This is a genomic window from Butyricicoccus sp. AM27-36, from assembly GCF_003480945.1.
In the GTDB taxonomy this organism is placed as follows: domain Bacteria; phylum Bacillota; class Clostridia; order Oscillospirales; family Butyricicoccaceae; genus Agathobaculum; species Agathobaculum butyriciproducens.
Map to the genome: position 1 here is coordinate 145,714 of NZ_QUJR01000008.1, position 22,117 is coordinate 167,830.

Annotated in this window: 14 protein-coding genes, 1 tRNA gene, 2 pseudogenes and 1 riboswitch; of the genes and pseudogenes, 12 read left to right on the plus strand and 5 right to left on the minus strand. The window is 52.8% G+C overall.

Annotation, left to right across the window (positions count from 1 at the left end; translation table 11 throughout):
• Nucleotides 1–111: 111 nt before the first annotated feature.
• Complete coding sequence (locus DW724_RS11860; RefSeq protein WP_158580311.1) at nt 112–453, minus strand: phenylpyruvate tautomerase MIF-related protein; 342 nt, start codon at nt 451–453, stop codon at nt 112–114.
• Nucleotides 454–709: 256 nt separating this feature from the next.
• Between DW724_RS11860 and DW724_RS11865 the strand changes: the two genes are divergently transcribed.
• The gene (locus tag DW724_RS11865) at nt 710–1,696 is read left to right on the plus strand and encodes an alpha/beta fold hydrolase (RefSeq protein WP_118761617.1); all 987 of its coding nucleotides are present in this window, start codon (nt 710–712) and stop codon (nt 1,694–1,696) included.
• Nucleotides 1,697–1,742: 46 nt separating this feature from the next.
• On the opposite strand, the gene DW724_RS11870 is transcribed toward DW724_RS11865, so the two are convergent.
• A complete protein-coding gene (locus DW724_RS11870) occupies nt 1,743–2,951 on the minus strand; it encodes an MFS transporter (RefSeq protein ID WP_118761618.1) in 1,209 nt (402 codons plus the stop codon).
• A gap of 262 nt (nt 2,952–3,213) precedes the next feature.
• Nucleotides 3,214–4,656 carry a nicotinate phosphoribosyltransferase gene (locus DW724_RS11875; RefSeq protein WP_118359491.1) on the minus strand — a complete coding sequence of 481 codons (1,443 nt, stop codon included), beginning with the start codon at nt 4,654–4,656 and terminating at the stop codon, nt 3,214–3,216.
• A 252-nt stretch (nt 4,657–4,908) separates the two neighbouring features.
• On the opposite strand from DW724_RS11875, the gene DW724_RS11880 reads away from it, so the two are divergent.
• The 8 genes from DW724_RS11880 to DW724_RS11915 all read left to right on the plus strand — a co-directional run bounded on the left by DW724_RS11880 (nt 4,909) and on the right by DW724_RS11915 (nt 13,914).
• Complete coding sequence (locus DW724_RS11880; RefSeq protein WP_118761619.1) at nt 4,909–6,162, plus strand: argininosuccinate synthase; 1,254 nt, start codon at nt 4,909–4,911, stop codon at nt 6,160–6,162.
• A gap of 70 nt (nt 6,163–6,232) precedes the next feature.
• Entirely contained in the window at nt 6,233–7,627 is a 1,395-nt protein-coding gene (gene argH / locus DW724_RS11885) for an argininosuccinate lyase (RefSeq protein WP_118359490.1), read from the plus strand.
• Entirely contained in the window at nt 7,617–8,537 is a 921-nt protein-coding gene (argC, locus tag DW724_RS11890) for an N-acetyl-gamma-glutamyl-phosphate reductase (protein ID WP_118761620.1), read from the plus strand. The genes argH and argC overlap by 11 nt, the downstream gene beginning before the upstream one ends.
• 21 nt (nt 8,538–8,558) lie before the next feature.
• Nucleotides 8,559–9,767 carry a bifunctional glutamate N-acetyltransferase/amino-acid acetyltransferase ArgJ gene (gene argJ, locus DW724_RS11895; protein ID WP_118761621.1) on the plus strand — a complete coding sequence of 403 codons (1,209 nt, stop codon included), beginning with the start codon at nt 8,559–8,561 and terminating at the stop codon, nt 9,765–9,767.
• A gap of 35 nt (nt 9,768–9,802) precedes the next feature.
• On the plus strand, nt 9,803–10,675 hold the full coding sequence (gene argB / locus DW724_RS11900) for an acetylglutamate kinase (RefSeq protein WP_118761622.1): 873 nt from the start codon (nt 9,803–9,805) through the stop codon (nt 10,673–10,675).
• Nucleotides 10,676–10,740: 65 nt separating this feature from the next.
• Nucleotides 10,741–11,922, plus strand: coding sequence for an aspartate aminotransferase family protein (locus tag DW724_RS11905; RefSeq protein ID WP_118729826.1), 1,182 nt, complete (start codon nt 10,741–10,743; stop codon nt 11,920–11,922).
• 134 nt (nt 11,923–12,056) lie between these two features.
• Nucleotides 12,057–12,971: an ornithine carbamoyltransferase gene (gene argF / locus DW724_RS11910; protein WP_118761623.1), complete on the plus strand. Its 915-nt coding sequence runs from the start codon at nt 12,057–12,059 to the stop codon at nt 12,969–12,971.
• Nucleotides 12,972–13,080: 109 nt separating this feature from the next.
• Nucleotides 13,081–13,212, plus strand: a riboswitch (FMN riboswitch).
• 90 nt (nt 13,213–13,302) lie between these two features.
• Complete coding sequence (locus DW724_RS11915; RefSeq protein ID WP_110436750.1) at nt 13,303–13,914, plus strand: ECF transporter S component; 612 nt, start codon at nt 13,303–13,305, stop codon at nt 13,912–13,914.
• Nucleotides 13,915–14,125: 211 nt separating this feature from the next.
• On the opposite strand, the pseudogene DW724_RS11920 reads toward DW724_RS11915, so the two are convergent.
• Nucleotides 14,126–15,300: pseudogene (locus DW724_RS11920) on the minus strand (IS256 family transposase).
• 262 nt (nt 15,301–15,562) lie between these two features.
• On the opposite strand from DW724_RS11920, the pseudogene DW724_RS16070 reads away from it, so the two are divergent.
• The 3 genes and pseudogenes from DW724_RS16070 to DW724_RS11940 form a co-directional block, all read left to right on the plus strand.
• A pseudogene (locus DW724_RS16070) lies at nt 15,563–16,273 on the plus strand (transposase); the annotation flags it as partial.
• 898 nt (nt 16,274–17,171) lie between these two features.
• Nucleotides 17,172–20,390 carry an S-layer homology domain-containing protein gene (locus DW724_RS11935; protein ID WP_158580315.1) on the plus strand — a complete coding sequence of 1,073 codons (3,219 nt, stop codon included), beginning with the start codon at nt 17,172–17,174 and terminating at the stop codon, nt 20,388–20,390.
• Nucleotides 20,391–20,549: 159 nt separating this feature from the next.
• A tRNA-Val gene (locus tag DW724_RS11940) sits at nt 20,550–20,625 on the plus strand.
• 249 nt (nt 20,626–20,874) lie between these two features.
• Here DW724_RS11940 and DW724_RS11945 read toward each other — a convergent pair.
• Nucleotides 20,875–21,381: a tyrosine-type recombinase/integrase gene (locus tag DW724_RS11945; RefSeq protein WP_118761627.1), complete on the minus strand. Its 507-nt coding sequence runs from the start codon at nt 21,379–21,381 to the stop codon at nt 20,875–20,877.
• Nucleotides 21,382–22,117: the final 736 nt, after the last annotated feature.

Genomic DNA, 22,117 nt, shown 5'->3' on the forward strand with positions numbered 1-22,117 from the left:
AGCGAGCGAACGTCAATCGTCCAAATGTGAACATTCTGAAAATTCAGACATTCTCAATTCTTCATCCGAAACAAAAAAGACGCCGAGAAACTCTCAGCGTCTTTCTGCGGTTTACTTCATGGTACCGCGGGTGCCCCAGTTGGAGAACTCGGAGTACGTCAAGTAAATGCTGTCATCGTGCAGACCGGTGTGCAGCTCGACAGCATCAAACAGTGCCTTGGTCAGCGCCTTCTTGTTCTCAAACTCGGTCGAACCGTAGCAGCGAACATCAACGTACGCCAGCTTGCGCTTCTCGCCTGCAAAGTACATGGTGTGGTTGTCGGAAATGTCAACCATCAGAGCAGCCTCGGTCTTGCCCGGAATCAGGGAAATCTTCTGGCCGATGGTCTTCTTCAGCTCGTCCTTCTGCTCGTCGGACAGGGCCTTGGAGGTGGTAACAGCAATATACGGCATGGGTATATCCTTCTTTCTTTTGAATTGGGCAATACAGCACTGCCCGTGATTTATTTTATTGTAGCACATCGGTCGCTGTTTGCGATATCGTAATCCTGCATAATTTGCAGTCGGGAAAGGTATTTAAAAATCAGCAGTTTTTGACAGTGCATTTTTAAATGAACTGTGAACTTTATCAAAAAACAGGTGCACGATAAGTGGATTTGTGGTATAGTATTAACAGCAAAGAAGTACAGTCCATGATCGGGTGTTGTATATGAATATCAAGTGTACGCAAAATATTTACAAAAGTGCCAATGGTGTTTCCAATGTCACCTATTATATTCTTGTTCCCGAAGGAGTAGAGGTGCGCGGTATCGTGCAGCTGTCTCACGGCATGTGCGAGTATTTTTCGCGCTATACCGCATTTGCAAAATATCTCTGCGGACTGGGCTTTATTGTCTGCGGAAACGATCATATCGGACATGGAGCATCGGTCTCACGCACGGCGGATCTCGGATTTTTTGCCGCTCGCGACGGCTGGAAGTATCTTGTTGAGGATGTCAAGCACCTGACCGACCTGATGCAGCGCCGCTATCCCGACCTGCCGTATTTCCTGCTCGGGCACTCGATGGGTTCGCTGATCGCACGGTTGTACCTGCTCGATTACGGAGAGAAGCTGTCCGGCTGCATTCTTATCGGAACAGTCGGCCCGATCGCTGCCTCCGGCAGCATCGTACATCTTGCGGATTCGGTAGCGCGCTCGCGCGGCATCACCTATCGCAGCGGACTGCTGTCCAATCTGGTGTTCAAGGGCTTCAACAGGAAAATCAAGCAGCCGAAAACCGTGTTTGACTGGCTCAGCCGCGATGAGGCGGTCGTGTCGCTCTATCAGTCGGATGAAAAATGCAATTTCGTGTTTACCGCGACCGGATTCCGCGACCTGTTTACGCTCATCACCAAGGCGAACAATCCGGTGACCTTCCGGAAAACGCCGAAGGAGCTGCCGCTGCTGTTCATCTCGGGTGATAAGGACCCGGTTGGGCGGTACGGTGAGGGTGTGCGCCGTACGGTCAATCTGTACCGCGGCAACGGCGTGAAGAATATCGAAGTCATCTTTTATAAGGATGCGCGCCACGAGGTGCTCAACGAGCTTGACAGACTTGAAACCTTCGGAGATATTTCACGTTGGCTGGAGACACACCTTGCCGCAAGAGCTGCAAGGCAGGCTGTCGAGCAGGAGCCGGAAACGGCAGCGGAATAAAAATAAAACCTCTCTCAAAACGCTTGAGAGAGGTTTTTTGTGCTTTTTAGGCGCGGGAAGCCGTCTTGCTGTGCTGTCTGCCCTTGAAATACCGTGCATTGAGCACTGCCGAGACAACGAGCAGCACGCCTGCGATCAGCAGGATAGCAAAACCCCAGCGGATTCCCGTACGGTTGGCAGCGATGCCGATCGCGGCTGGAGCCATAGCCGCGCCGAAGCCATTGAGCGTAACGTAAATGCCCATGGATGCCGGATAGCGCGAGAACAGGTCTCCGGCGTTGGCTACCGTTGTGCCGTACATGCCGGACATGCATAGACCCAGACCGATCGTTGCAATCGTGAGCACGGAAAGCGTGGTTCCGGTGACGAGCAGCACGAGAAATGCCGCCATGCCGAAGCACATGACCGTGATCATCTGCCACGGACGGAATTTCGCAGCGATCACACTGCACGAGAAGCGGCCAATCAGCAGCGAAACCCACAGCAGGGAAGTGATGATCTGCGCAGCGTCTGCGGCGAGCACGCCGGAATCAATGTAAAAGCTGGTCAGCCAGCCCATCATGGAAGCCTCAACAGCCTCGTAGAAAAAGCAGAGCGCTGTGCACAGCCAGAACAGCTTTTCGCGCAGAAATCCGTAGTCGGTCGCGGATTTCTGCCCGGTTTTCGTGGATTTATCGTCATCCATCTTCATGAACAGGCCGAAGATAAACGAAGCCGTCAGCAGCACAATGGAAATCTCGAGCGCAAGACGCCAGCCGTTGTCGCCGCCCAGCTTGTGGCAGGCGAGCACAGCCAGCGGAGCCACACACGCGCCGAACGCATACGCCGCGTGCATCATGTTGAGCGGAGTGGCACTGCCGTTCGCGTATTCGCTCATCACGCGGTTGTTGTAATCCGTGATAGCGCCCTTGGAAATGCCGGTCAGGAACATGGCCGCCAGCAGCCAGACCGGCGAGCCGTTGGTCAGCAGCATGACAAAGCCGACCGCGAATACATAATATAGGATGAGGTACGCGCGTTTGAGTCCCCATTTGATGGCGGCCAGACCGGACAGCAGGCCGATGCTGAGATAGCCGATCGACTGTGCGGACAGCAACGTGCCGCCGATCTGGTAATCCAGCGCGTAGGCCGCGCGTAAATCCGGCAGCACAGAGCCGAGCATGATGGAGCTCAGCCCCTGTGCGAAATAAACGAGAAGCAGTTCCGCGACAACATAGCGCTTGCTGCGGCTCAGCGAGGATAGAAATGCTTTCATTGGTGTATCCCTTCGATTTGTGTGGAATATGCGGTTTTTTTGACCGCGATTATTAGTATAATCTCCTGTGGTGCGATGTACTACTAAATTCTTGCGATTTACATCTGCGAAAAGATAGCGTGTTTCTGCGGAAAACTGCTGAAACAGGCTGCATGAGCGAAATCCTGTGCAGGGATGCTCACAGCTTTTATACAATCTTGCGATTGGGCGCAAAGAAACAGCGAACCACTATATTATGGTTCGCTGTCTGCGAATTTGCTTGTTAGATGCGGCAGGCTTCAAGAAGCTCGTTCTTGCAGCTCCACAGCTTTTTGGAAAGATCCACGAAGTAGGTTTGCGGATTCTCGAAACGCTTGATCTGATCCCACAGTGTATCGACCTCACGGATGCAGTACTTGCGGATGTCCTCAACATCCGGGCTGTTGTAAATGCACTTGCCGTGCTTGAACAGCTGTACGCGCAGCGGACGAACCGTATAATCGGTAACGATACGCTGCTTCCAGGTGTAGACCGGATGGAACAGTACATACGGCAGAGAAGCGTCGATCTGCTCGTCGTGCACGGTGAGTACGTCGCCGAGCGCCTTGCCGGTCTTGTTGTCGAACAGGCGGTACACCTGCTTGAAGTGCGGTGTGGTGATCTTCTCGACGTTCTCGGAAACCTTGATCTTCGGGATGATCTCGCCGTTTTCATCCTCAACGGCAGCCAGCTTGTATACGCCGCCGAATACCGGCTCGGACTTGGAGGTGATGAGTCGCTCGCCGATGCCGAACGAATCTACGCGGGCACCCTGCACGAGCAGGTCGCGCACCAGATACTCATCGAGCGAGTTGGACGCCATGATCTGCATATCCTCGAAGCCTGCAGCATCGAGCATTTTGCGTGCCTCGATAGAAAGGTAAGCGATATCGCCGGAATCCAGACGGATGCCGCGTGCGCGGATGCCCTTTTCCGCTTCCAGTTCCTTGGCGACACGGATTGCGTTCGGCACACCGGACTTGAGTACATTATAAGTGTCAACCAGGAATACGCAGTTATCCGGATAAATATCCGCATAAGCCTTGAAGGCTTCGTACTCGCTGTCAAACATCTGCACCCAGGAGTGCGCCATCGTGCCGCCGGCCGGAATCTTGTAGTCACGGTCGGACAGAACGCAGGCCGTGCCCTGACAGCCGCCGATGTAGGCAGCGCGGGCACCGAGGATAGCGCCGTCGTAGCCCTGTGCCCGGCGGGAGCCGAACTCGAGTACGGTACGGCCCTCTGCTGCACGCGTGATGCGGTTTGCCTTGGTGGCGATCAGGGTCTGGTGGTTGATGGTCAGCAGGATCATGGTTTCGACAAACTGTGCCTGAATCATCGGACCGGCCACCGTTACGAGCGGCTCGCCGGGAAATACCGGCGTACCCTCGGGTACGGCCCATACGTCGCATTCAAACTCAAAATCGCGCAGATAATTGAGGAAGGACTCCGAGAAGCACTTGCGGCTGCGAAGATATGCAATATCCTCTTCGGAAAAATGCAGGTTATTGAAGTATTCAATCAGCTGTTCCACGCCTGCCATGATGGCATATCCGCCGCCGTCCGGTACACGGCGGAAGAACATATCGAAGTATGCGCGGCGGTTGCCGATACCCTTTTCGAAGTATCCGTTCGCCATCGTAAACTCGTAAAAGTCAGTGAGCATGGTTAAATTTCTTTCGGTCATTGCGAAAAACGCCCCTTTGCGCACCATTTTTTGTGCGCTTTTATTCATTCCGTGCAATCTGTCTTGACACAGTGCATTTATAATATAATAGTACGTTTTTACAGAAAGTGCAAGCATTATTTATCAAATTCAAATTCATAGTATGCATAAATATACAATAGAGAAAATAATTATAAATTTTGCTTGCCAAATGAGTATGGCGGTAGTATAATAAAACCATCGAAAAAAACGCAGAATGCGAGGTCGAAAAACATGGAAAAGAAATATAACAAAGTTGTTCTGGCATATTCCGGCGGTCTGGATACTTCGGTACTCATTCCGTGGCTGAAGGAGCATTACGGCTGTGAGGTTATCGCGGTTTCCGGCAACGTCGGTCAGGGCACCGAGCTGGACGGTCTGGAGGAGAAGGCGCTCAAGACCGGCGCGTCCAAGCTGTACATCGAGGATCTAACCAAGGACTTCGTTGATGACTACATCATCCCGACCATGAAGGCGGGCGCAACCTACGAGCAGTACCTGCTGGGTACCTCGTTCGCTCGTCCGATCATCGCAAAGCGTATTGTTGATATTGCACTGAAGGAAGGCGCTGACGCGATCTGCCACGGCTGCACCGGCAAGGGCAACGATCAGGTTCGTTTCGAGCTGGCCATTCATGCATTTGCACCGCAGATGGACATCATTGCTCCGTGGCGTTTCTGGGAGCTGAATAGCCGTGAGAAGGAGATCGAGTATGCGGAAGCACACAATATTCCGCTGAAGATCAACAAGGAGACCAACTACTCCAAGGATAAGAACCTGTGGCACCTCAGCCATGAGGGTCTGGACCTCGAGCTGCCGTCTAACGAAGCACCGATCAACAAGCCGGGTTTCCTCGAGCTGGGTGTTTCTCCGGAAATGGCTCCGGACAAGCCGACTTACGTTACCATCCACTTCGAAAAGGGCGTTCCGACCGCAGTTGACGGCGAGAAGCTCGAGTCCGTTGCCCTGATCGAGAAGCTGAACAAGCTGGGCGGCGAGAACGGCATCGGTATCCTCGATATCGTTGAGAACCGTCTGGTCGGCATGAAGAGCCGCGGCGTTTATGAGACTCCGGGCGGTGCGGTCCTGTATGCAGCACATGCAAAGCTGGAGGAGATCACCCTCGACAAGGAAACCTCGCACTACAAGAATCAGGTTGCTCTCAAGTTCGGTGAGCTGGTTTACAACGGTCAGTGGTACACGCCGCTTCGCAAGGCGCTCTCCGCATTTGTTGACTCCACCCAGGAGACCGTTACCGGCGATGTTAAGCTGAAGCTGTACAAGGGCAACATCATCCCGGCTTCCGTAACCTCTCCGTACAGCCTGTACTCCGAGGATATGGCAACCTTTAACGAGGATGACTGCTACGATCAGGCAGATTCCGCAGGCTTCATCAACCTGTTCGGCCTGCCGCTCAAGGTTCGTGCACTGAACGATCAGATCCTGTACAAGAAGACCGGTGATCATTTCCCGTCTGTTGAAAAGTAAGTAAAAGAAATCATAGGGCGGCACGCCCGTCGTGTGCCGCCCTATGAGTGTTTTGTGAGGTAACATAGATATGGCAAAATTATGGGCAGGACGTTTCCAGAAGGAAACCGATCTGGTGGTAAACGACTTTAACTCTTCCATCCTGTTTGACTGCCGCTTATATAAGGAAGATATCACCGGCTCTATCGCGCACGCTACCATGCTGGGTAAGCAGGGCATCATCGAGGAGCATGAGGCCGAAAAGATCGTTGAGGGTCTTAAGGGCATTCTGAAGGATATCGAGGACGGCAAGGTAGAGTTCTCGCTCGATTACGAGGACATCCACATGAACGTCGAGCAGCTGCTGACCGAGCGCATTGGTGATACCGGCAAGCGTCTGCACACCGGTCGTTCGAGAAACGATCAGGTTGCACTCGATATGCGCCTGTACGTCAAGAAGGAGATCAAGGAGATCATCAAGCTGATCCTTGGCTTCATGAAGGCACTGACCGCAAAGAGCCGCGAGAATCTTGATGCGGTTATGCCGGGCTACACCCATCTGCAGCGCGCACAGCCGACGACCTTTGCACATTATATGATGGCGTATGCCAACATGCTCAAGCGCGACGTATCCCGCCTGCAGGACTGCTACGAGCGCATGGACGAAATGCCGCTTGGCTCAGGTGCATTGGCTTCGACCACTTATCCGATCGACCGTGACTTCGTTCGTCAGCAGCTTGGCTTTGCCCGCCTGACCGACAACTCGCTCGACGGCGTATCCGACCGTGACTACTGCGTGGAGCTGCTCTCCGCGCTGTCTATCCTGATGATGCACCTGTCCCGTCTGTCCGAGGAGATTATTTCGTGGTGCTCGTGGGAGTTTAAGTTTGTTGAGCTGGACGACGCATACTCCACCGGCTCGTCCATCATGCCGCAGAAGAAGAACCCGGACGTGTGCGAGCTGATCCGCGGCAAGACCGGCCGTGTTTACGGTGCGCTGACCACCATGCTGACCGTACTCAAGGGTCTGCCGCTGGCGTATAACAAGGATATGCAGGAGGACAAGGAGGCTGTATTCGGCGCAATCGACACCGTAAAGCAGTGCCTTGAGGTATTCACGCCGATGTTCTCCACCATGACGCTGCGCCGCGACAACATGCGCAAGGCAGCCTCCCGCGGCTTTATCAACGCAACCGACTGCGCCGACTACCTGACCAAGAAGGGTGTTCCGTTCCGCGATGCGTACAAGACGGTCGGCCGTCTGGTCAACCAGTGCATCAAGGCCGATGAGACCCTCGAGACCATGACCATGCGCGACTTTGCAGCAATTTCCAACAAGTTCGGTGACGACGTATACGACGCACTCGACCTGCGCACCTGTGTTGCCGAGCGTAAGGTCATCGGCGGCCCGGCTCCGCAGGAAGTAACCCGCCAGATTGATAAAATTGACAAGTTCATCGCGGAGGTTGAGGACGATGAAGCCTAAAATTTACATCGACGGCAAAGAGGGCACAACCGGCCTCCAGATTTACGAGCGCCTCGGTGGCCGCGACGACATCGAGCTGCTGCTCATCGACGAGGACAAGCGCAAGGACATCGAGGAGCGCCGCAAGTTCCTCAATGCAGCCGACATTGCGTTCCTGTGCCTGCCGGATGCGGCGGCGAAAGAGGCGGTTTCGCTCATCGAGAATGATACCACCCGTGTCATTGATGCATCGACCGCGCATCGCACCGACCCGGACTGGGATTACGGCTTTGCCGAGCTGTCCAAGGCGCACCGCGAAGCCATCAAGAACTCCAAGCGCGTTGCCAATCCGGGCTGCCATGCAAGCGGATTTATTTCCTCGGTTTACCCGCTGGTAGCAAACGGTATCATTGCCGAGGACACCGCGCTCACCTGTGCTTCGCTGACCGGTTACTCCGGCGGCGGCAAGAAAATGATCGCGGAGTATCAGGACGAGAACCGCGATCCGCGACACGATTCCGAGCGCATTTACGGTCTGAACCTGCACCATAAGCACCTGCCGGAGATGGGCTACATCTGCGGTCTGACGCAGGCGCCGGTGTTCGTGCCAATCGTAGGTGACTTTTACAAGGGTATGGCCACCACAGTTATGCTCCCGGGCGTAGATGCACATCTCGTGCATGCGATGCTCACCAGGCACTACGAGGGTCAACAGCTTGTCACCGTGGCGCCGTTCGGCGGGGAAGAGCCGATGATCTACGCCAACACGCTGGCCGGTCACGACAGCTTAAAGCTCATTGTCTGCGGCCACGAGGAGCAGACGATCGTCACCGCTCTGTTTGACAATCTCGGCAAGGGCGCTTCGGGCGCTGCCGTACAGAATATGAATATCATGCTCGGTCTGGATGAAACGACCGGCTTAAACCTCTGATTTCAGCAGGAGGAAACAGTTATGAAGATTATCGAAGGCGGCGTTTGTGCCGCAAAGGGCTTCAAGGCGGGCAGCGTGCGCTGCGGCGTCAAGGAAAGCCGCTTAAATGACGATACTGCGATCATTTTCAGCGAATGCGAATGCACCGCGGCTGCCACTTACACGATGAATCGCGTTAAGGCGGCTCCGCTGTACGTTACCATGGAGCACCTCGAGGACGGTGTAGCACGCGCGATCGTTGCCAATGCGGGCAACGCGAACGCCTGTGCACCGGACGGTATGGAGAACGCTCGCCGTATGGCGCAGGCAGCGGCCAAGCTGCTCGGCGTAGCCGAAACCGATGTTGCCGTTGCATCCACCGGTGTGATCGGTCAGCGCCTCAACATCGAGTGCATCGAGGAGCACCTGCCGGAACTGGTTCTGGAGGACAACGCCTCCGAGAAGGCAAATCGCGCCATCATGACCACCGACACCAAGCCCAAGACGGCGGCTGTTGAGTTCACCATCGGCGGCAAGACCTGCCGCATCGGCGGCATCTGCAAGGGCAGCGGCATGATTCATCCAAACATGGGCACTATGCTGTCCTTCATCACGACCGACTGCGCCATCACGCATGAAATGCTGACTGACGCGCTGCAGGAGAATGTCAAGAAAACCTACAACCGCGTAACGGTTGACGGCGACACCTCCACCAACGATATGTGCATCGTGCTTGCAAACGGCATGGCAGGCAATACACTCATCGAGTGGCAGGACGAGGAATATCAGGCGTTCTGCAAGGCGCTGAACGAGGTGAACACCCGTCTGGCACGCCAGATTGCTGCAGACGGCGAAGGTGCAACCAAGCTGGTTACCTGCACCGTTAAGAACTCTCGCTCCGAGGAAGCGGCTGAGCGACTGGCCAAGGCCGTTGTCGGCTCCAACCTCGTCAAGGCGGCCATGTTCGGCGCAGATGCAAACTGGGGCCGCGTGCTGTGCGCAATGGGTTATTCCAAGGCACCGTTCCGTCCGGAGTACGTTTCTGTGGCGTTCGAGTCCGCAGCAGGCAGCGTAGCAGTCTGCGACAAGGGTGCTGCTCTGGATTTTGATGAAGATCTGGCGAAGAAGGTGCTCTCCGAGAACGAGGTTACCATTGCAGTTGACGTAAATGAGGGCGAGGACAGCGCTACTGCATGGGGCTGCGACCTTACTTACGATTATGTGAAAATTAACGGAGATTATAGAACGTAATCGCTGCTTATAACAGGATAAAGGAACGAATTAGTATGGATACTCAACTTGATGCGGAGCTGCGCGCCAATATTCTGGTCGAAGCACTTCCGTATATTCAGGAATATTACGGTCAGACCGTTGTTGTAAAATACGGCGGCAACGCAATGATCAACGAGGAGCTGAAGGACGCGGTCATCCACGATCTGGTACTGCTCAATCTGGTCGGCGTCAAGGTCGTTATCGTACACGGCGGCGGCCCGGAGATCAATGAAATGCTGGGAAAGATCGGCAAGGAGAGCAAGTTTGTCAACGGCCTGCGCTACACCGATCGTGAAACCATGGATATCGTCCAGATGGTGCTGTGCGGCAAGGTCAACAAGGACCTTGTAACCCTGATCGAGAAGGCAGGCGGCCGCGGCATCGGTCTCGGCGGCATGGACGGCGGCCTGTTTCAGGCGAAGCGCCTGACCGACCGCTCGGGTACGGATTACGGCTACGTCGGCGATATTATGGACGTAGATCCGGCTCCGGTTATCGATGTGCTGCAGCAGGGCTATATTCCGGTCGTTTCGACCGTTGCACAGGGCATCGACGATGAAACCAACTACAACATCAACGCTGATACCGCAGCCAGCAAGCTGGCAGTTGCACTCGGTGCAAAAAAGCTGATTCTGCTGACCGACGTACGCGGTTTGATGCAGGACATTAACGATCCGGACAGTGTCATTCACCGTCTCAAGGTGTCCGAGGTGCCGAAGCTGGTGCGCGACGGCATCATCAAGGGCGGCATGATCCCCAAGGTAGACTGCTGTGTTGAGGCAGTCCGCAAGGGCGTTGAGCGTGCCACCATTCTGGACGGCCGTGTCAAGCATTCGATTCTGATCGAGCTGCTTTCCAAGGTCGGCGCAGGCACTATGTTTCAGTAATTGAGAATTGAAAATGGAGAATGGAGAATGATTCGCTCCGTATCTCCAATAAAAGGTGATACCCTATGACTTACAATGAATTAAAAAGCGAAGAAAATAAATATGTAATGAACACCTATGGCCGTTTCCCGATTGCGCTGGACCACGGCGAGGGTGCGACCCTGTGGGACGTTGAGGGCAAGAAGTACATCGATCTTGCTTCCGGCATCGGTGTAAACTGTCTGGGTTATGCCAATCCGGCAATCATTGACGCGATCGATAAGCAGGCGCACAAGCTGATGCATGTTTCCAACCTGTTCACCACCGAGCCGATGGTTCAGGTTGCCAAGAAACTGGTAGAAAAGACGCATCTGGGCGGCAAGGTATTCTTTGCCAACTCGGGCGCCGAGGCAAACGAGGGTGCCATCAAACTGGCGCGCAAGTACTCGTTCGACAAGTATGGTGAGGGCCGCTTCAAGGTGCTGACGCTCATCAATTCCTTCCACGGACGTACCGTAACCACGCTGAAGGCCACCGGTCAGGAGCGTTTCCACAACTATTTCTTCCCGTTTACCGAGGGCTTTGATTACGCGGTTGCCAACGACATCAAGTCGGTACGCGCAAAGGCGGACGATATGACCTGCGCCATCATGATGGAGCTGATCCAGGGTGAGGGCGGTGTCCTGCCGCTTGACCGCGAGTTCGTCAAGGAGGTAGAGAAGCTCTGCCGCGAGAAGGATATGCTGCTCATCATCGACGAGGTGCAGACCGGTATCGGTCGTACCGGCAGCCTGTTTGCCTTCCAGCAGTACGATATCAAGCCGGACGTTGTCACTATGGCAAAGGGTCTTGGCGGCGGCATGCCGATCGGCGCTGTCATGGCGGCGGATACCTGCTGCAACGTCCTGACGCCGGGCACGCACGCGACCACCTTCGGCGGTACGCCGATTGTCTGCTCCGCAGCAAACGTCGTGCTCGATACCGTCGGTGACGGCCAGTTTCTGATGAAAGTACGCGAAAAAGGCGAGTACCTTCGCAACGGCATCCTGTCCCTTGGCTCGCCGAATATCAAGGGCGTGCGCGGCATGGGTCTCATGCTCGGCATCATCGTTGAGGAAGGAAAGCACTCCGTGTTTGCTAATAAGCTGATCGAAAACGGCGTTCTGGCGATCACCGCCGGCAAAAATGCCGTTCGTCTGCTCCCGCCGCTCACCATTTCGAAGGAAGAAATGGATGAAGCACTCGCTATCATGGCAAAGGTATTTTAATCAAAGGTTTTGACAATTAGTAATTAGAAATGAGAAATTAGTAATTAACGTGATTATCGCACTGGTGCAGCAGCACCTAAATAATTACTAACTACTAATTACTCATTGCTAATTTGCAGAAAGGGGTTATTACAATGAAGCATTTACTGAAGCTGCTTGACTGCTCCACCGAGGAGATCATCGGTCTGCTCGATCTGGCGGATCAGCTCAAGTATGAGAGAAAGCACAACATTTCCCATCGTCACCTGGAAGGCAAGAGCCTTGGCATGATCTTCCAGAAGTCCTCCACCCGTACCCGCGTTTCCTTCGAGACCGGCATGTATCAGCTGGGCGGTCAGGCGCTGTTCCTGTCCAACCGTGATCTGCAGATTGGCCGCGGCGAGCCGGTACAGGATACGGCCCGCGTGCTGAGCCGCTATCTGGACGGCATCATGATCCGCACCTACGAGCAGAAGGAAGTAGAGGATCTGGCAAACTACGGCTCTATTCCGATCATCAACGGTCTGACTGATTTCTGCCATCCGTGTCAGGTTCTGGCGGACCTCATGACCATCCGTGAGAAGTTTGCCGTTCTTGAGGGTCTCAAGATGTGCTACATTGGCGACGGCAACAACATGGCAAACTCGCTGATCGTCGGCGGTCTCAAGACCGGCATGAAGGTTTCCATCGCAACGCCGGTGAACTACCGTCCGGACGCTGAGGTTATGGCATTCGCAGAGCCGAATCCGAACTTCTTCATCACCGATGACCCGATGAAGGCTGCTGAGAACGCAGACGTTGTTATCACTGATACATGGGCGTCCATGGGTCAGGAAGCCGAGAAGGAAGTCCGCATGAAGGCATTCCAGGGCTATCAGGTCAATGATGAGCTGCTGGCTGCTGCAAAGCCGGGCTGCATGGTGCAGCACTGCCTGCCGGCATATCGTGAGCAGGAGATCACCACCAAGGTGTTCGAGGAGCACGCAAACGAGATTTTCGAGGAAGCAGAAAACCGCCTGCACGCACAGAAGGCCGTTATGGTTACTCTGATGAGCAGCAAGGAAGACTGATTTCTGATAAAAAGCCGCTTTCGCAAGGGAAGGCGGCTTTTATGTTTTTTCTTGCTGAAGTGTTGACAAGTCCTTTACTGGTGACTATAATAGCAATATAAATAAATCAGTTCTGTTTCAGGGCGGAGTGAAAGTCTCCACCGGCAGTATACAGGCTTCGAGCCTGATAGTCTGCGAGCCGCAAGGCATGATGGGTTAGAATCCCAACCGACGGTTATAGTCCGGATGAGAGAAACAGATGTACCTATCGCTACGTCTGTATGCCTCTGGAGCAATCCAGGGGCTTGTTTTATTTATGGAACAGGACTCCTGAAAGGGAGAAAAAACAGCAATGACAAAAACCAGCAAAATCACCTACACCGCAATTTTTGCGGCTATCGCAACCGTGCTGATGTACTTTGAATTCCCGATTCCGTTCATGCCGCCGTTCCTCAAGGTGGATCTGTCCGGCGCGGTCGTGCTCATCGGTGCGTTTATTTTCGGCATCGCTCCGGCAATCACGATGATCGGCATCAAGGACATTATTCATCTGACCCAGACCCAGACCGGCGGCTCCGGTGAGGTCGCAGATTTTCTGATGCTTTCCACGCTCGTTGTTATCGCCGTGCTGCTGTACCGCGGACACAAGAGCCGCAAGATGGCTGTCCTCGGCTGTGCAGCCGGCTCGGTTGCTATGGCGTGTGTCGGCATGTTGACCAACTATTTTCTTATCATTCCGTTTTATTCGCAGGTTATGCCGCTGCAGGCTATCTTTGATGCATGCAACGCGATCAACCCGTATGTGACCGGCATGCAGGGCTATCTGCTGCTCGGCGTTCTGCCGTTCAATCTCATCAAAGGCGCAATCCTGACTGCGATTACCATGCTTGCCTACAAGAAGCTGAGCGTGTTCATCAAGTCCAAGCAGATCGAATTGCACCACTCCAGACAGCGTGTCGGCTAAGTAAAAAACGAAGGTGCTCTCCAGCAAGCGGAGAGCACTTTTTTGTTCAATAATCGAAAACAGTGCGGTAGCATCTATGATTTCGACAAAGATCTGTATACGAATTGACAAAATGCGTGGCCAAGATTATATCACATGCGTGCATCTAATAGACTCGGTCCCGTCAAGATTTGTGCGCAAAATTGTTTGCAGGTTCTCCGTCTGAGTGAAGTCAGCCGGCAATGAAGGCATCGTCCAGCGCCGTCTCCGAGTGCTTCATGTTCATACATTTTTTGCTGCCCCACTGCGTGCCCGCCACATGGCGAAGCCGAGCGCAGACCAGCATCAGAGCAGAGTTGCCGTCAGGGAATGTTCCCACCACGCGGGTTCTGCGGCGGATCTCACGGTTCAGCCGCTCGATCACATTGTTGGTGCGGATGCATGTCCAATGCTCGCTGGGAAAATCGCAGTAGGTCAGCGTTTCCTCAATGCCGTCCTCCTTCAGCTTCATGGCGCGCAGTTCGGCAACGACCGCTTTAGCCTTCTCGCGGGATGTCTTTTTGCTCTCCTGGGCGTGGATCGCCTTGAGCATTTTTGCCACAATTTTGACCTTGGATTTAGGCACAACAGAGAAAACATTGCGATAGAAATGCACTGTGCGGCGCTGGTATTTGGCGTCCGGGAACACCTCGCCCACGGTCTACAGCAGCCCCATGCACTTGTCACCGACGATGAGTTTTACGCCGTCCAAGCCGCGTCCGCGGAGCCACTGAAAGAAGCTGACCTATCTGGTCTTGTCCTCTTTCATTCCCTCGGCGGCGCCTAGAACCTCATGGAAACCGTCATCATTCACGGCGATTGCCACTAGAATGGCTACATTTTCATACTCTCTGCCCCAGTTGCGGCGCAGATAGATGCCATCCATGTAGACATACGGATACCTACCGTCCTGCAAGGGGCGGTTCCGCCAGTCATCGATGTGAACGTAGGCTTTCTTGTTCAGCTCGCTAATGATGGCGGGCGAAACCTTGCTGCCCCACAGCGCCTCGGTGATGTCCTCTACCCGGTGCACGGAAACACGCCCGCCAGGTACATCTCGATGAGGGCCTCCTCCACGCTGCTCTCCCGGCGGCGATACCGTTCGATGATGGCAGTCTCGAAGGATACGCCCTTGAGTCGCGGCATATGGAGCGTGACGTCACCAGAGGCGGTGGTGAGATTCCGGTCATAGTGGCCGCTGCAGTAGCCCTGACGGGCCTCGCTGCGCTCGTAGTGGGTAGCCTGTGTCAGGGACTCCGTCTCCTTTTCCAGCAGTTCGTTCAGGGTTTCCTCCACGCTGCTGCGGACCAATTCCTTGATTTTCCCCTTGATAATTTCCTCATTCAGCTGTACAATTCTCTCGGACATAGTTTGCTGTCTCCTTTCAGAATGGTGTGTGGTAACTTCATTCTACCAGAGCCTGCAAGCTATGTCTTCTTTTATGCGGTTTCAATTTGCGCAACTTATTGTACCTTATCATATGAATCAGGAAGAATAGCATGGCTTTATGGAGAAACTAAACGATAGTGTATAATCAAGTTCGCAAAAGCAAACAGAGAATAGACAAGCCATTAGGGCTCCTGCAAAATGATAGTTGTCGAAAAAATCATGATGTAAAGGAGAGACCCTAATGGCTCACAAAAAGAATACCACAAATCTGACAGAATTGCTACTGCAATGTGTGACGCAACCGGATCCGATGCTGAGTATGGCTGGAATGGCTATGCACAGAGCTGATGGAGGCAGAGGTCGATCAGCAGCTAGGCGCAGAGAAAAGTCAACGCACGGACGGAAGAAGCGGCTACCGCAGCGGTTATCGTCCTCGTCGTTTGGATACCCGAATGGGCACGATGTACCTCATGGTACCCAAGGTTCGTCAGGGCGGCTACATTCCGTTCTTCGTTAATCGCTCCCTCGCTGATACAGTATACCCGGTTCTCCGGGTGGACGCACTGTGCGAAAAAGTTCGTGTAGATGGCAGAATTGTCAGCATGGCGGTGCTTATCGTGCGCGGTGTGGACGAAAATGGCCGCAGAGATATTATCGCGCATATGATGTGATCGACTCCTATGCCAAACGCTTTCCGAAAGCGGTTCAGTGCCTTGAAGACGGATTGGAAGATTCTCTGGCCTTCTATGCATTTCCAATGCTGGATGCGTGAAAAATCTCATCTTCCAACATGATTGAGAGATTGAATCGTGAAATCCGGAGACGTACCAGCGTGATTGGAATCTTTCCGAATAAAAGTTCCTATGTTCGTCTGGTGACAACGTATCTCATGGAATACGCCGAGGACTGGTCTGCTTCCAGAGTAAATATACAGCGCTCGTGTTTTTCGTCTTATTATTGCTCATCAACGGCGCAGCTCTGTGGAAAGCCTCACAGTGTTTTTTGCACTTATAGGATATTTATGCGAAACATAGATAAATGAACGCATAGTCATTAAACGAAAAAAATCAGACAGTATATATGGAAATGACATAATAGAGAATTAGTAGTCGTTTTTAAGATAATAACATAAATATGCAAATATGAATATTCTGCCGAATAAAAGGCACACTGCATAAGCGGATGAGACACGAAGAAACAGACTAACGACTGGCTGTGCCCTTATGGAAAATGCTGAATATTAAGTGTCGAATTTTGTCGATTAAAATATTGACGCATGCGAAACCTCATGGTAAGCTGAATAAAAATATGTGTGTTCTCTGCGAAAAATTGTGCAGAGTGCAGTGAACGAAGCGCACGCAATCGTCAAATCCCAGCTTGCGGGTCAGGAGGAAAACGTGAAACGTCTTAAAACGGCATTTTCGGCGGCCTTGGCGCTCTCGATGGCGTTCGGCATGGTAGTCATTCCTGCGGGAGCGGCCGACGGTACTTATCAGAATGCGGTTTATCCGGAACGGATATGTAGAAAGGCTCAACCGACTACATCAATCCGAATCAATCGAAATGGTACACCCGTAGTTGAAAAGTCGATTACTGTTTCGATTCCAACTGGTGATGAGCCATACAAGGATATGTATACGGCGGATGCACTTTTCCAGGATCTGACGGTCAACTACGAAGCGACATGCAATATTTCATTGCATGCAGAAGATAAAACAATAGTGGACGAAAACACGAATAATGGTGTCACATTTCGTAGGGAAGAAGAATCCAATAAGCAGACAAACAAAATAGCTGTGCACTGGGACATGATTGTTACTTGTAATGCAAAAGCAGGGCAAACATATCATATGAAAGCCGAGTGTAATGGTTTATCTGACGAACTCGAGATTGTTTTAATCTCAGAAGAAGGTTCAAAAGAAGAAACACCGATTATAGACTGGATTACGTCGGCTAAGGGCACATACGGCCAGACCTGGAATGAAATGGTTGATGCTTCCGGCTGCAGTGCAACGCTGAATGGCACAGAACTGTCCGGCACATTCGAGGTCGTAAACGGTGATACCGTCCCGAATATCGGGGACAAATATCGGCTCAAATTTGCGTCGGAGGACGGCAAGTACATCGTGGAAAGCGAGGAGTTTTCTGCAGAAATCCAACCGAAAGCGCTTACAATTACGGCGGAAAGTGCAGAGAAAGTGTACGATGGCGAACCTCTGGTGAAAGATGGCTACATAGCAGGCGCGCTGGTGTCCGACGACGAGACCATCGAGGTGAAGGTTTCTGGCACGCAGATGAATGTAGGAGAAGCGAAAAATGTACCGAGCAATGCTAAAATATGCAAAAACGGTATGGACAAGACGGAAAATTACGCAATCAGCTATGTCAATGGTACGCTGAAAGTTACTCCGCGGGATATTGCGGACGCGCAGATTGATATGAAGCAGACCGAGTATGTGTATAACGAAAGTGCGCATAATCCTAAGCCGATCGTTATGATAAATGGCAAAGAATTGTTAAAAGGTACGGATTTTGAGCTTTCCTACGCCAATAATGTAAACTGCGGTACGGCAACGGTGACAATTAGCGGTAAGGGTAATTACACCGGAAAAGTTGAGGAAACGTTCCAAATCACGCAGAAAATACAGGAAAAGGACGTGGATTACAAGGTTGCGCTGCCTGCGAATTCAATATATGACGGCAAGCCTCGTGAGGCGTCTGTGTGGACGAAAACAGGCGTTGGCGAGGTCACAGTTTGGTACAACGACAGCACGGCTTTGCCGGTTCATGCCGGAACTTACAACGTGGCGGTCGAGATTGCATCGAGTGCCAATTTTTCTGCGGTCCAACGGATGGATATCGGCAGTTTTTCAATCAATAGGCGCACGATTTCTTTGGATACAACAGCGCTGAAAATTGAAGACAAGACATACAACGGACGCGATGATGATGCGAAGATTAGCGGTCTGGCGTTCAGCAACCTACCGGATGGCGCGGTACTGAGCGAGGGCACGGATTACACATTCGCTACGCGCTACGCATCTGCTGAAGTCGGCGAGAGGGACGTGACGATTGCAGTTACACTTACGAATGAAAATTACACGCTGAAAGACGGAAACTGCATCGTAAAAGGTAAAATCCTGCCTAAAACAGTCGAACTTGTTGTAATTGCGAAGGATGCAGTTTATACCGGCCTGCCGTACAGCGAGGGCAATCTAACCTGCTCGGGCACATCCGCGCCGACGTATCGCTACTACGCCGACAGCAACGGTACACAGAGCAATCAGCTGGCCGGTGCGCCGATCAACGCTGGAACTTACTGGGTGGAAGCGTATGCACCGGAAACGAGCAGTACGGCTTCCGCAACCTCGCAAGCGGTTCAGTTTCATATTGAAAAAGCACCGCTGTGTATTCGTGCTAAGGATAAAACCATAACCTATGGAGAAACGTTAAGTGATAATGGTGCGGAAATCAACGGATTCGTGAATAATGAGAACGAAACTGTGCTTTCGGGTCTGAACTATGCGTTTGGCTATGCGCAGTTTAGCGATATTGGAACTTATACGATTATTCCGATGGATGCACAAGCCGAAAATTACAAAATTACATACGAAAACGGCGTGTTGACCGTACAGCCGAAGCCTGTTGAGATAAAATGGAACAGCGAGAGTATTTTCTATTATGATGGTACGCCGAAGTTGGTTACGGCTGAAGCGATTGGCGCGGTGAACGGAGATGCGCTTACTGTCATAATCGAGGACGGCAGCCGGACCGAAATCGGGTCGTACACCGCACGCGCGGTCGCTCTGGCAGGCGGAAAGGCGGACAACTATGTGCTGCCCGAGGCACAAACCTTCTCGTTTCAGATCAAGAAGGCGCTCGAGACGGCAACTGTCACGCCGAGTACCGTTACTGCCGTAATCGACGGCCTGACGATTCGACTGACCGGCTTTGCGACCGAGCCGATCACGGTTTCTGCGCCGGATGCCGTGGCCGCGGGCGATACGCTGACCATCCATGGCGTGACGTACACGATCGACCGTTCCGCAGTGGATATGCGCCGCGCGGAGATCGCGTTCGTGTTTGCGGACAGCAGTGCGCAGACCAACGTTTACGGCGCGGGAGATATCGGAACGGCGTTTCCGACCGACAGTAAGCGCGGATACACGTTTGACGGGTGGAAAATCGGTGATAAAACGTACACGACGCTGACGGAGGAAGCGCTTACTAAACTGAACGGCACGCAGACTGCAGCACCGGTGTTCACCGCTCAGCAGAGTGGCGGAACGAGCGGCAGTGGTGGCGGCGGTCCGGTCCGCACGCCGACCGGTGCGGTGACTGCGGCTAAGAGTGAGCACGGCGAGGTCTCAATCACGCCGAAAAACGCAGCCAAAGGCAGCACAGTGATGATTAAAGCTGTGCCAAAGGAAGGCTATGCGCTCAAAACAATCGCGGTTACCGACCAGAACGGCAAGCCGGTCGCAGTGACGGAGAAGGACGGTCAGTTTACATTCGTCATGCCTGCGTGCAATGTCACGCTTACGCCTATTTTCGAGAGACAGCCTGCTCAAAATGTGAGCTTCGATGACATCAAGCCAACCGAGTGGTACGCCGATGCCGTGCGCTGTGTTGTGGAAAAGGGTCTGATGAGCGGCACAGGTACGGATGCGTTCTCGCCGGATGGCACGACCACGCGCGGTATGCTGATGACGATTCTCGCACGGTATGCGGGTGCGGATACGACCGGCGGTGCAAACTGGTACGAGAAGGGTATGGCGTGGGCGCAGTCGGCAGGCATTTCGGATGGCCGCGCGCCGGAGGCTGGCATTACACGAGAGCAGCTCGTCACCATGCTGTACCGCTATGCGGATGTCCACGAAGCCGGCGGCACACTGGATGCCTTTGCAGACGCAGATACCGTCAGCGCCTACGCGGTCGATGCTATGCGATGGGCGGCAGCGAACGGAATCGTCAACGGCTCGCACGGCAGGCTGAATCCACAGGGGAATGCCACCCGCGCACAGGCCGCGGCAATGCTGATGCGGTTCTGTGAAAAGATGGAACGATAATACATTATGCCGCGCATGTCGGAGAACGCTGTGCGCGGCGTAAATTTTCGGGTCTAAAAATTTTTTGAAATTTTTTCAGAAAATGTGTTGACAGATTCGTAATTCTGTTATATACTAAACAAGTCGTCAGGGATGAGACAACGACGACAACGACCCGATGGAAGTTTAGCTCAGCTGGGAGAGCATCTGCCTTACAAGCAGAGGGTCACAGGTTCGAGCCCTGTAACTTCCACCATGGAGCACTCATTGTAAGATGAGTGCTTTTTCTTTGCCTTTTTGCAGCTGGGTTCGTCATGTACCAACCGGCAGAGGGTCACAGGTTCGAGCCCTGTAACTTCCACCAACATGCAGCCCTCTAAGCCATGCGGTTTAGAGGGATTTTGTTTGTTTATTGCAACTTTTTATGCACTCTACTCGGTTAACGGGTAGAGTGTACTTTTTTGTAAAATGCGCTGCATCAGGCTATTTTCGGCTGTTTGATGTGTCACCTGTTTCCTACGGATTTCTTCTTTGCCTTGCGCTGCTGTGCGTGCTGGAAGTTGATAACCTTGAGCGATGCCTCGGCAAAGGCATCGACGGACAGGTGAGTGTAGATCTGCGACGTCATGGCAATCGACTGGTGACCCGGAAGATCCTTTGCGACATTAAGCGGGACACCGGCGGACTGCAGGTCGGTCGCATAAGTGTGTCGCAGGCAGTATGGCGTGAGATCGTCAGCCACGACGGACGTTTCAGAGGCGATCGCGCCGTGTACCATCTGTGCGCCCATATCGAGATCAAGCGCCTGCTTGATCGAGTGCCACATCTGCTTCGTGGACGTTTCGGTGTGGGGTCTGCCGGTAGTCGGCTGCGTAAAAAGATAGCCGCTACTCTTTTCCTCGACCTTGTGCCAGAGATCGCGCGCGGTCTTTACCCGGACGGAGTACCGCTTGCCATTATAGCTAAACGTTTTGCGGAAACATCCGTCTGATGTGTTTTTCTTGTAAAACATCTTTGGTTGTAAAATAAAAGGGTAGAATGCACTCGCTAACGCTCATCGGTTGCAGCCGGTGGGCGTAATTTTTATATTTAGAACTCGCGTATCAGTACGTGCGGGATACCGATAATACGGCATCTTTCCGGGGCGGTGCCCTCGATCCGTCTGGGCGGGTGAGACGGGTTTCAGGGGCACAAGCTCCAGCCAATCCTCGCTCTGAACGTAGTTGATGCGTTTGATGGTCATTTCGTCATCGCTATAGCTGATGACTCCGATCTCGCCGCTGTGGTTCATGGTGTTCTGCTTGAGCACCGGCACGATATCACATCACAGAAATCAGGATACATACTGTCACCGCGGACATGCATAGCGCAGGAATCCTCCGGCTTGCGGCCCTTGAGATAGGTGTCGGGAACTTCGACCATTTTCTCTTTTGATTCTTTCTCCTAATGTCAGAACAAATACCCTTACTTTATATCAAACATTTGATTGGTTGTGATTAGTGTACCACCTGCGTGATTATAAATCACGCAAGGAGGTGTAAAACATAAACGCCTGAACCTATCAGGAACTCCGTCAGGGGGCAAGAACGACCTGATGCGATGTATTCGAACATGGTATTGCTGACACTGGAGCAAGTCGCAAAAATCTACAGTTTTCTTAACACTTTCCGAAATATCCGCAATATATCTACCGATTTCAACCTTTTAATTTGGTCGTGACACCAAAATGAAACCAAATGGATTTTAGA

What these genes read in the sequence shown, in the direction of transcription:
- DW724_RS11860 (WP_158580311.1), bottom strand. Translation starts at nt 453, where the DNA reads ATGCCGTATATTGCTGTTACCACCTCCAAGGCCCTGTCCGACGAGCAG.
- DW724_RS11865 (WP_118761617.1), top strand. Translation starts at nt 710, where the DNA reads ATGAATATCAAGTGTACGCAAAATATTTACAAAAGTGCCAATGGTGTT.
- DW724_RS11870 (WP_118761618.1), bottom strand. Translation starts at nt 2,951, where the DNA reads ATGAAAGCATTTCTATCCTCGCTGAGCCGCAGCAAGCGCTATGTTGTC.
- DW724_RS11875 (WP_118359491.1), bottom strand. Translation starts at nt 4,656, where the DNA reads ATGACCGAAAGAAATTTAACCATGCTCACTGACTTTTACGAGTTTACG.
- DW724_RS11880 (WP_118761619.1), top strand. Translation starts at nt 4,909, where the DNA reads ATGGAAAAGAAATATAACAAAGTTGTTCTGGCATATTCCGGCGGTCTG.
- argH (WP_118359490.1), top strand. Translation starts at nt 6,233, where the DNA reads ATGGCAAAATTATGGGCAGGACGTTTCCAGAAGGAAACCGATCTGGTG.
- argC (WP_118761620.1), top strand. Translation starts at nt 7,617, where the DNA reads ATGAAGCCTAAAATTTACATCGACGGCAAAGAGGGCACAACCGGCCTC.
- argJ (WP_118761621.1), top strand. Translation starts at nt 8,559, where the DNA reads ATGAAGATTATCGAAGGCGGCGTTTGTGCCGCAAAGGGCTTCAAGGCG.
- argB (WP_118761622.1), top strand. Translation starts at nt 9,803, where the DNA reads ATGGATACTCAACTTGATGCGGAGCTGCGCGCCAATATTCTGGTCGAA.
- DW724_RS11905 (WP_118729826.1), top strand. Translation starts at nt 10,741, where the DNA reads ATGACTTACAATGAATTAAAAAGCGAAGAAAATAAATATGTAATGAAC.
- argF (WP_118761623.1), top strand. Translation starts at nt 12,057, where the DNA reads ATGAAGCATTTACTGAAGCTGCTTGACTGCTCCACCGAGGAGATCATC.
- DW724_RS11915 (WP_110436750.1), top strand. Translation starts at nt 13,303, where the DNA reads ATGACAAAAACCAGCAAAATCACCTACACCGCAATTTTTGCGGCTATC.
- DW724_RS11935 (WP_158580315.1), top strand. Translation starts at nt 17,172, where the DNA reads ATGAAAGCCGAGTGTAATGGTTTATCTGACGAACTCGAGATTGTTTTA.
- DW724_RS11945 (WP_118761627.1), bottom strand. Translation starts at nt 21,381, where the DNA reads ATGTTTTACAAGAAAAACACATCAGACGGATGTTTCCGCAAAACGTTT.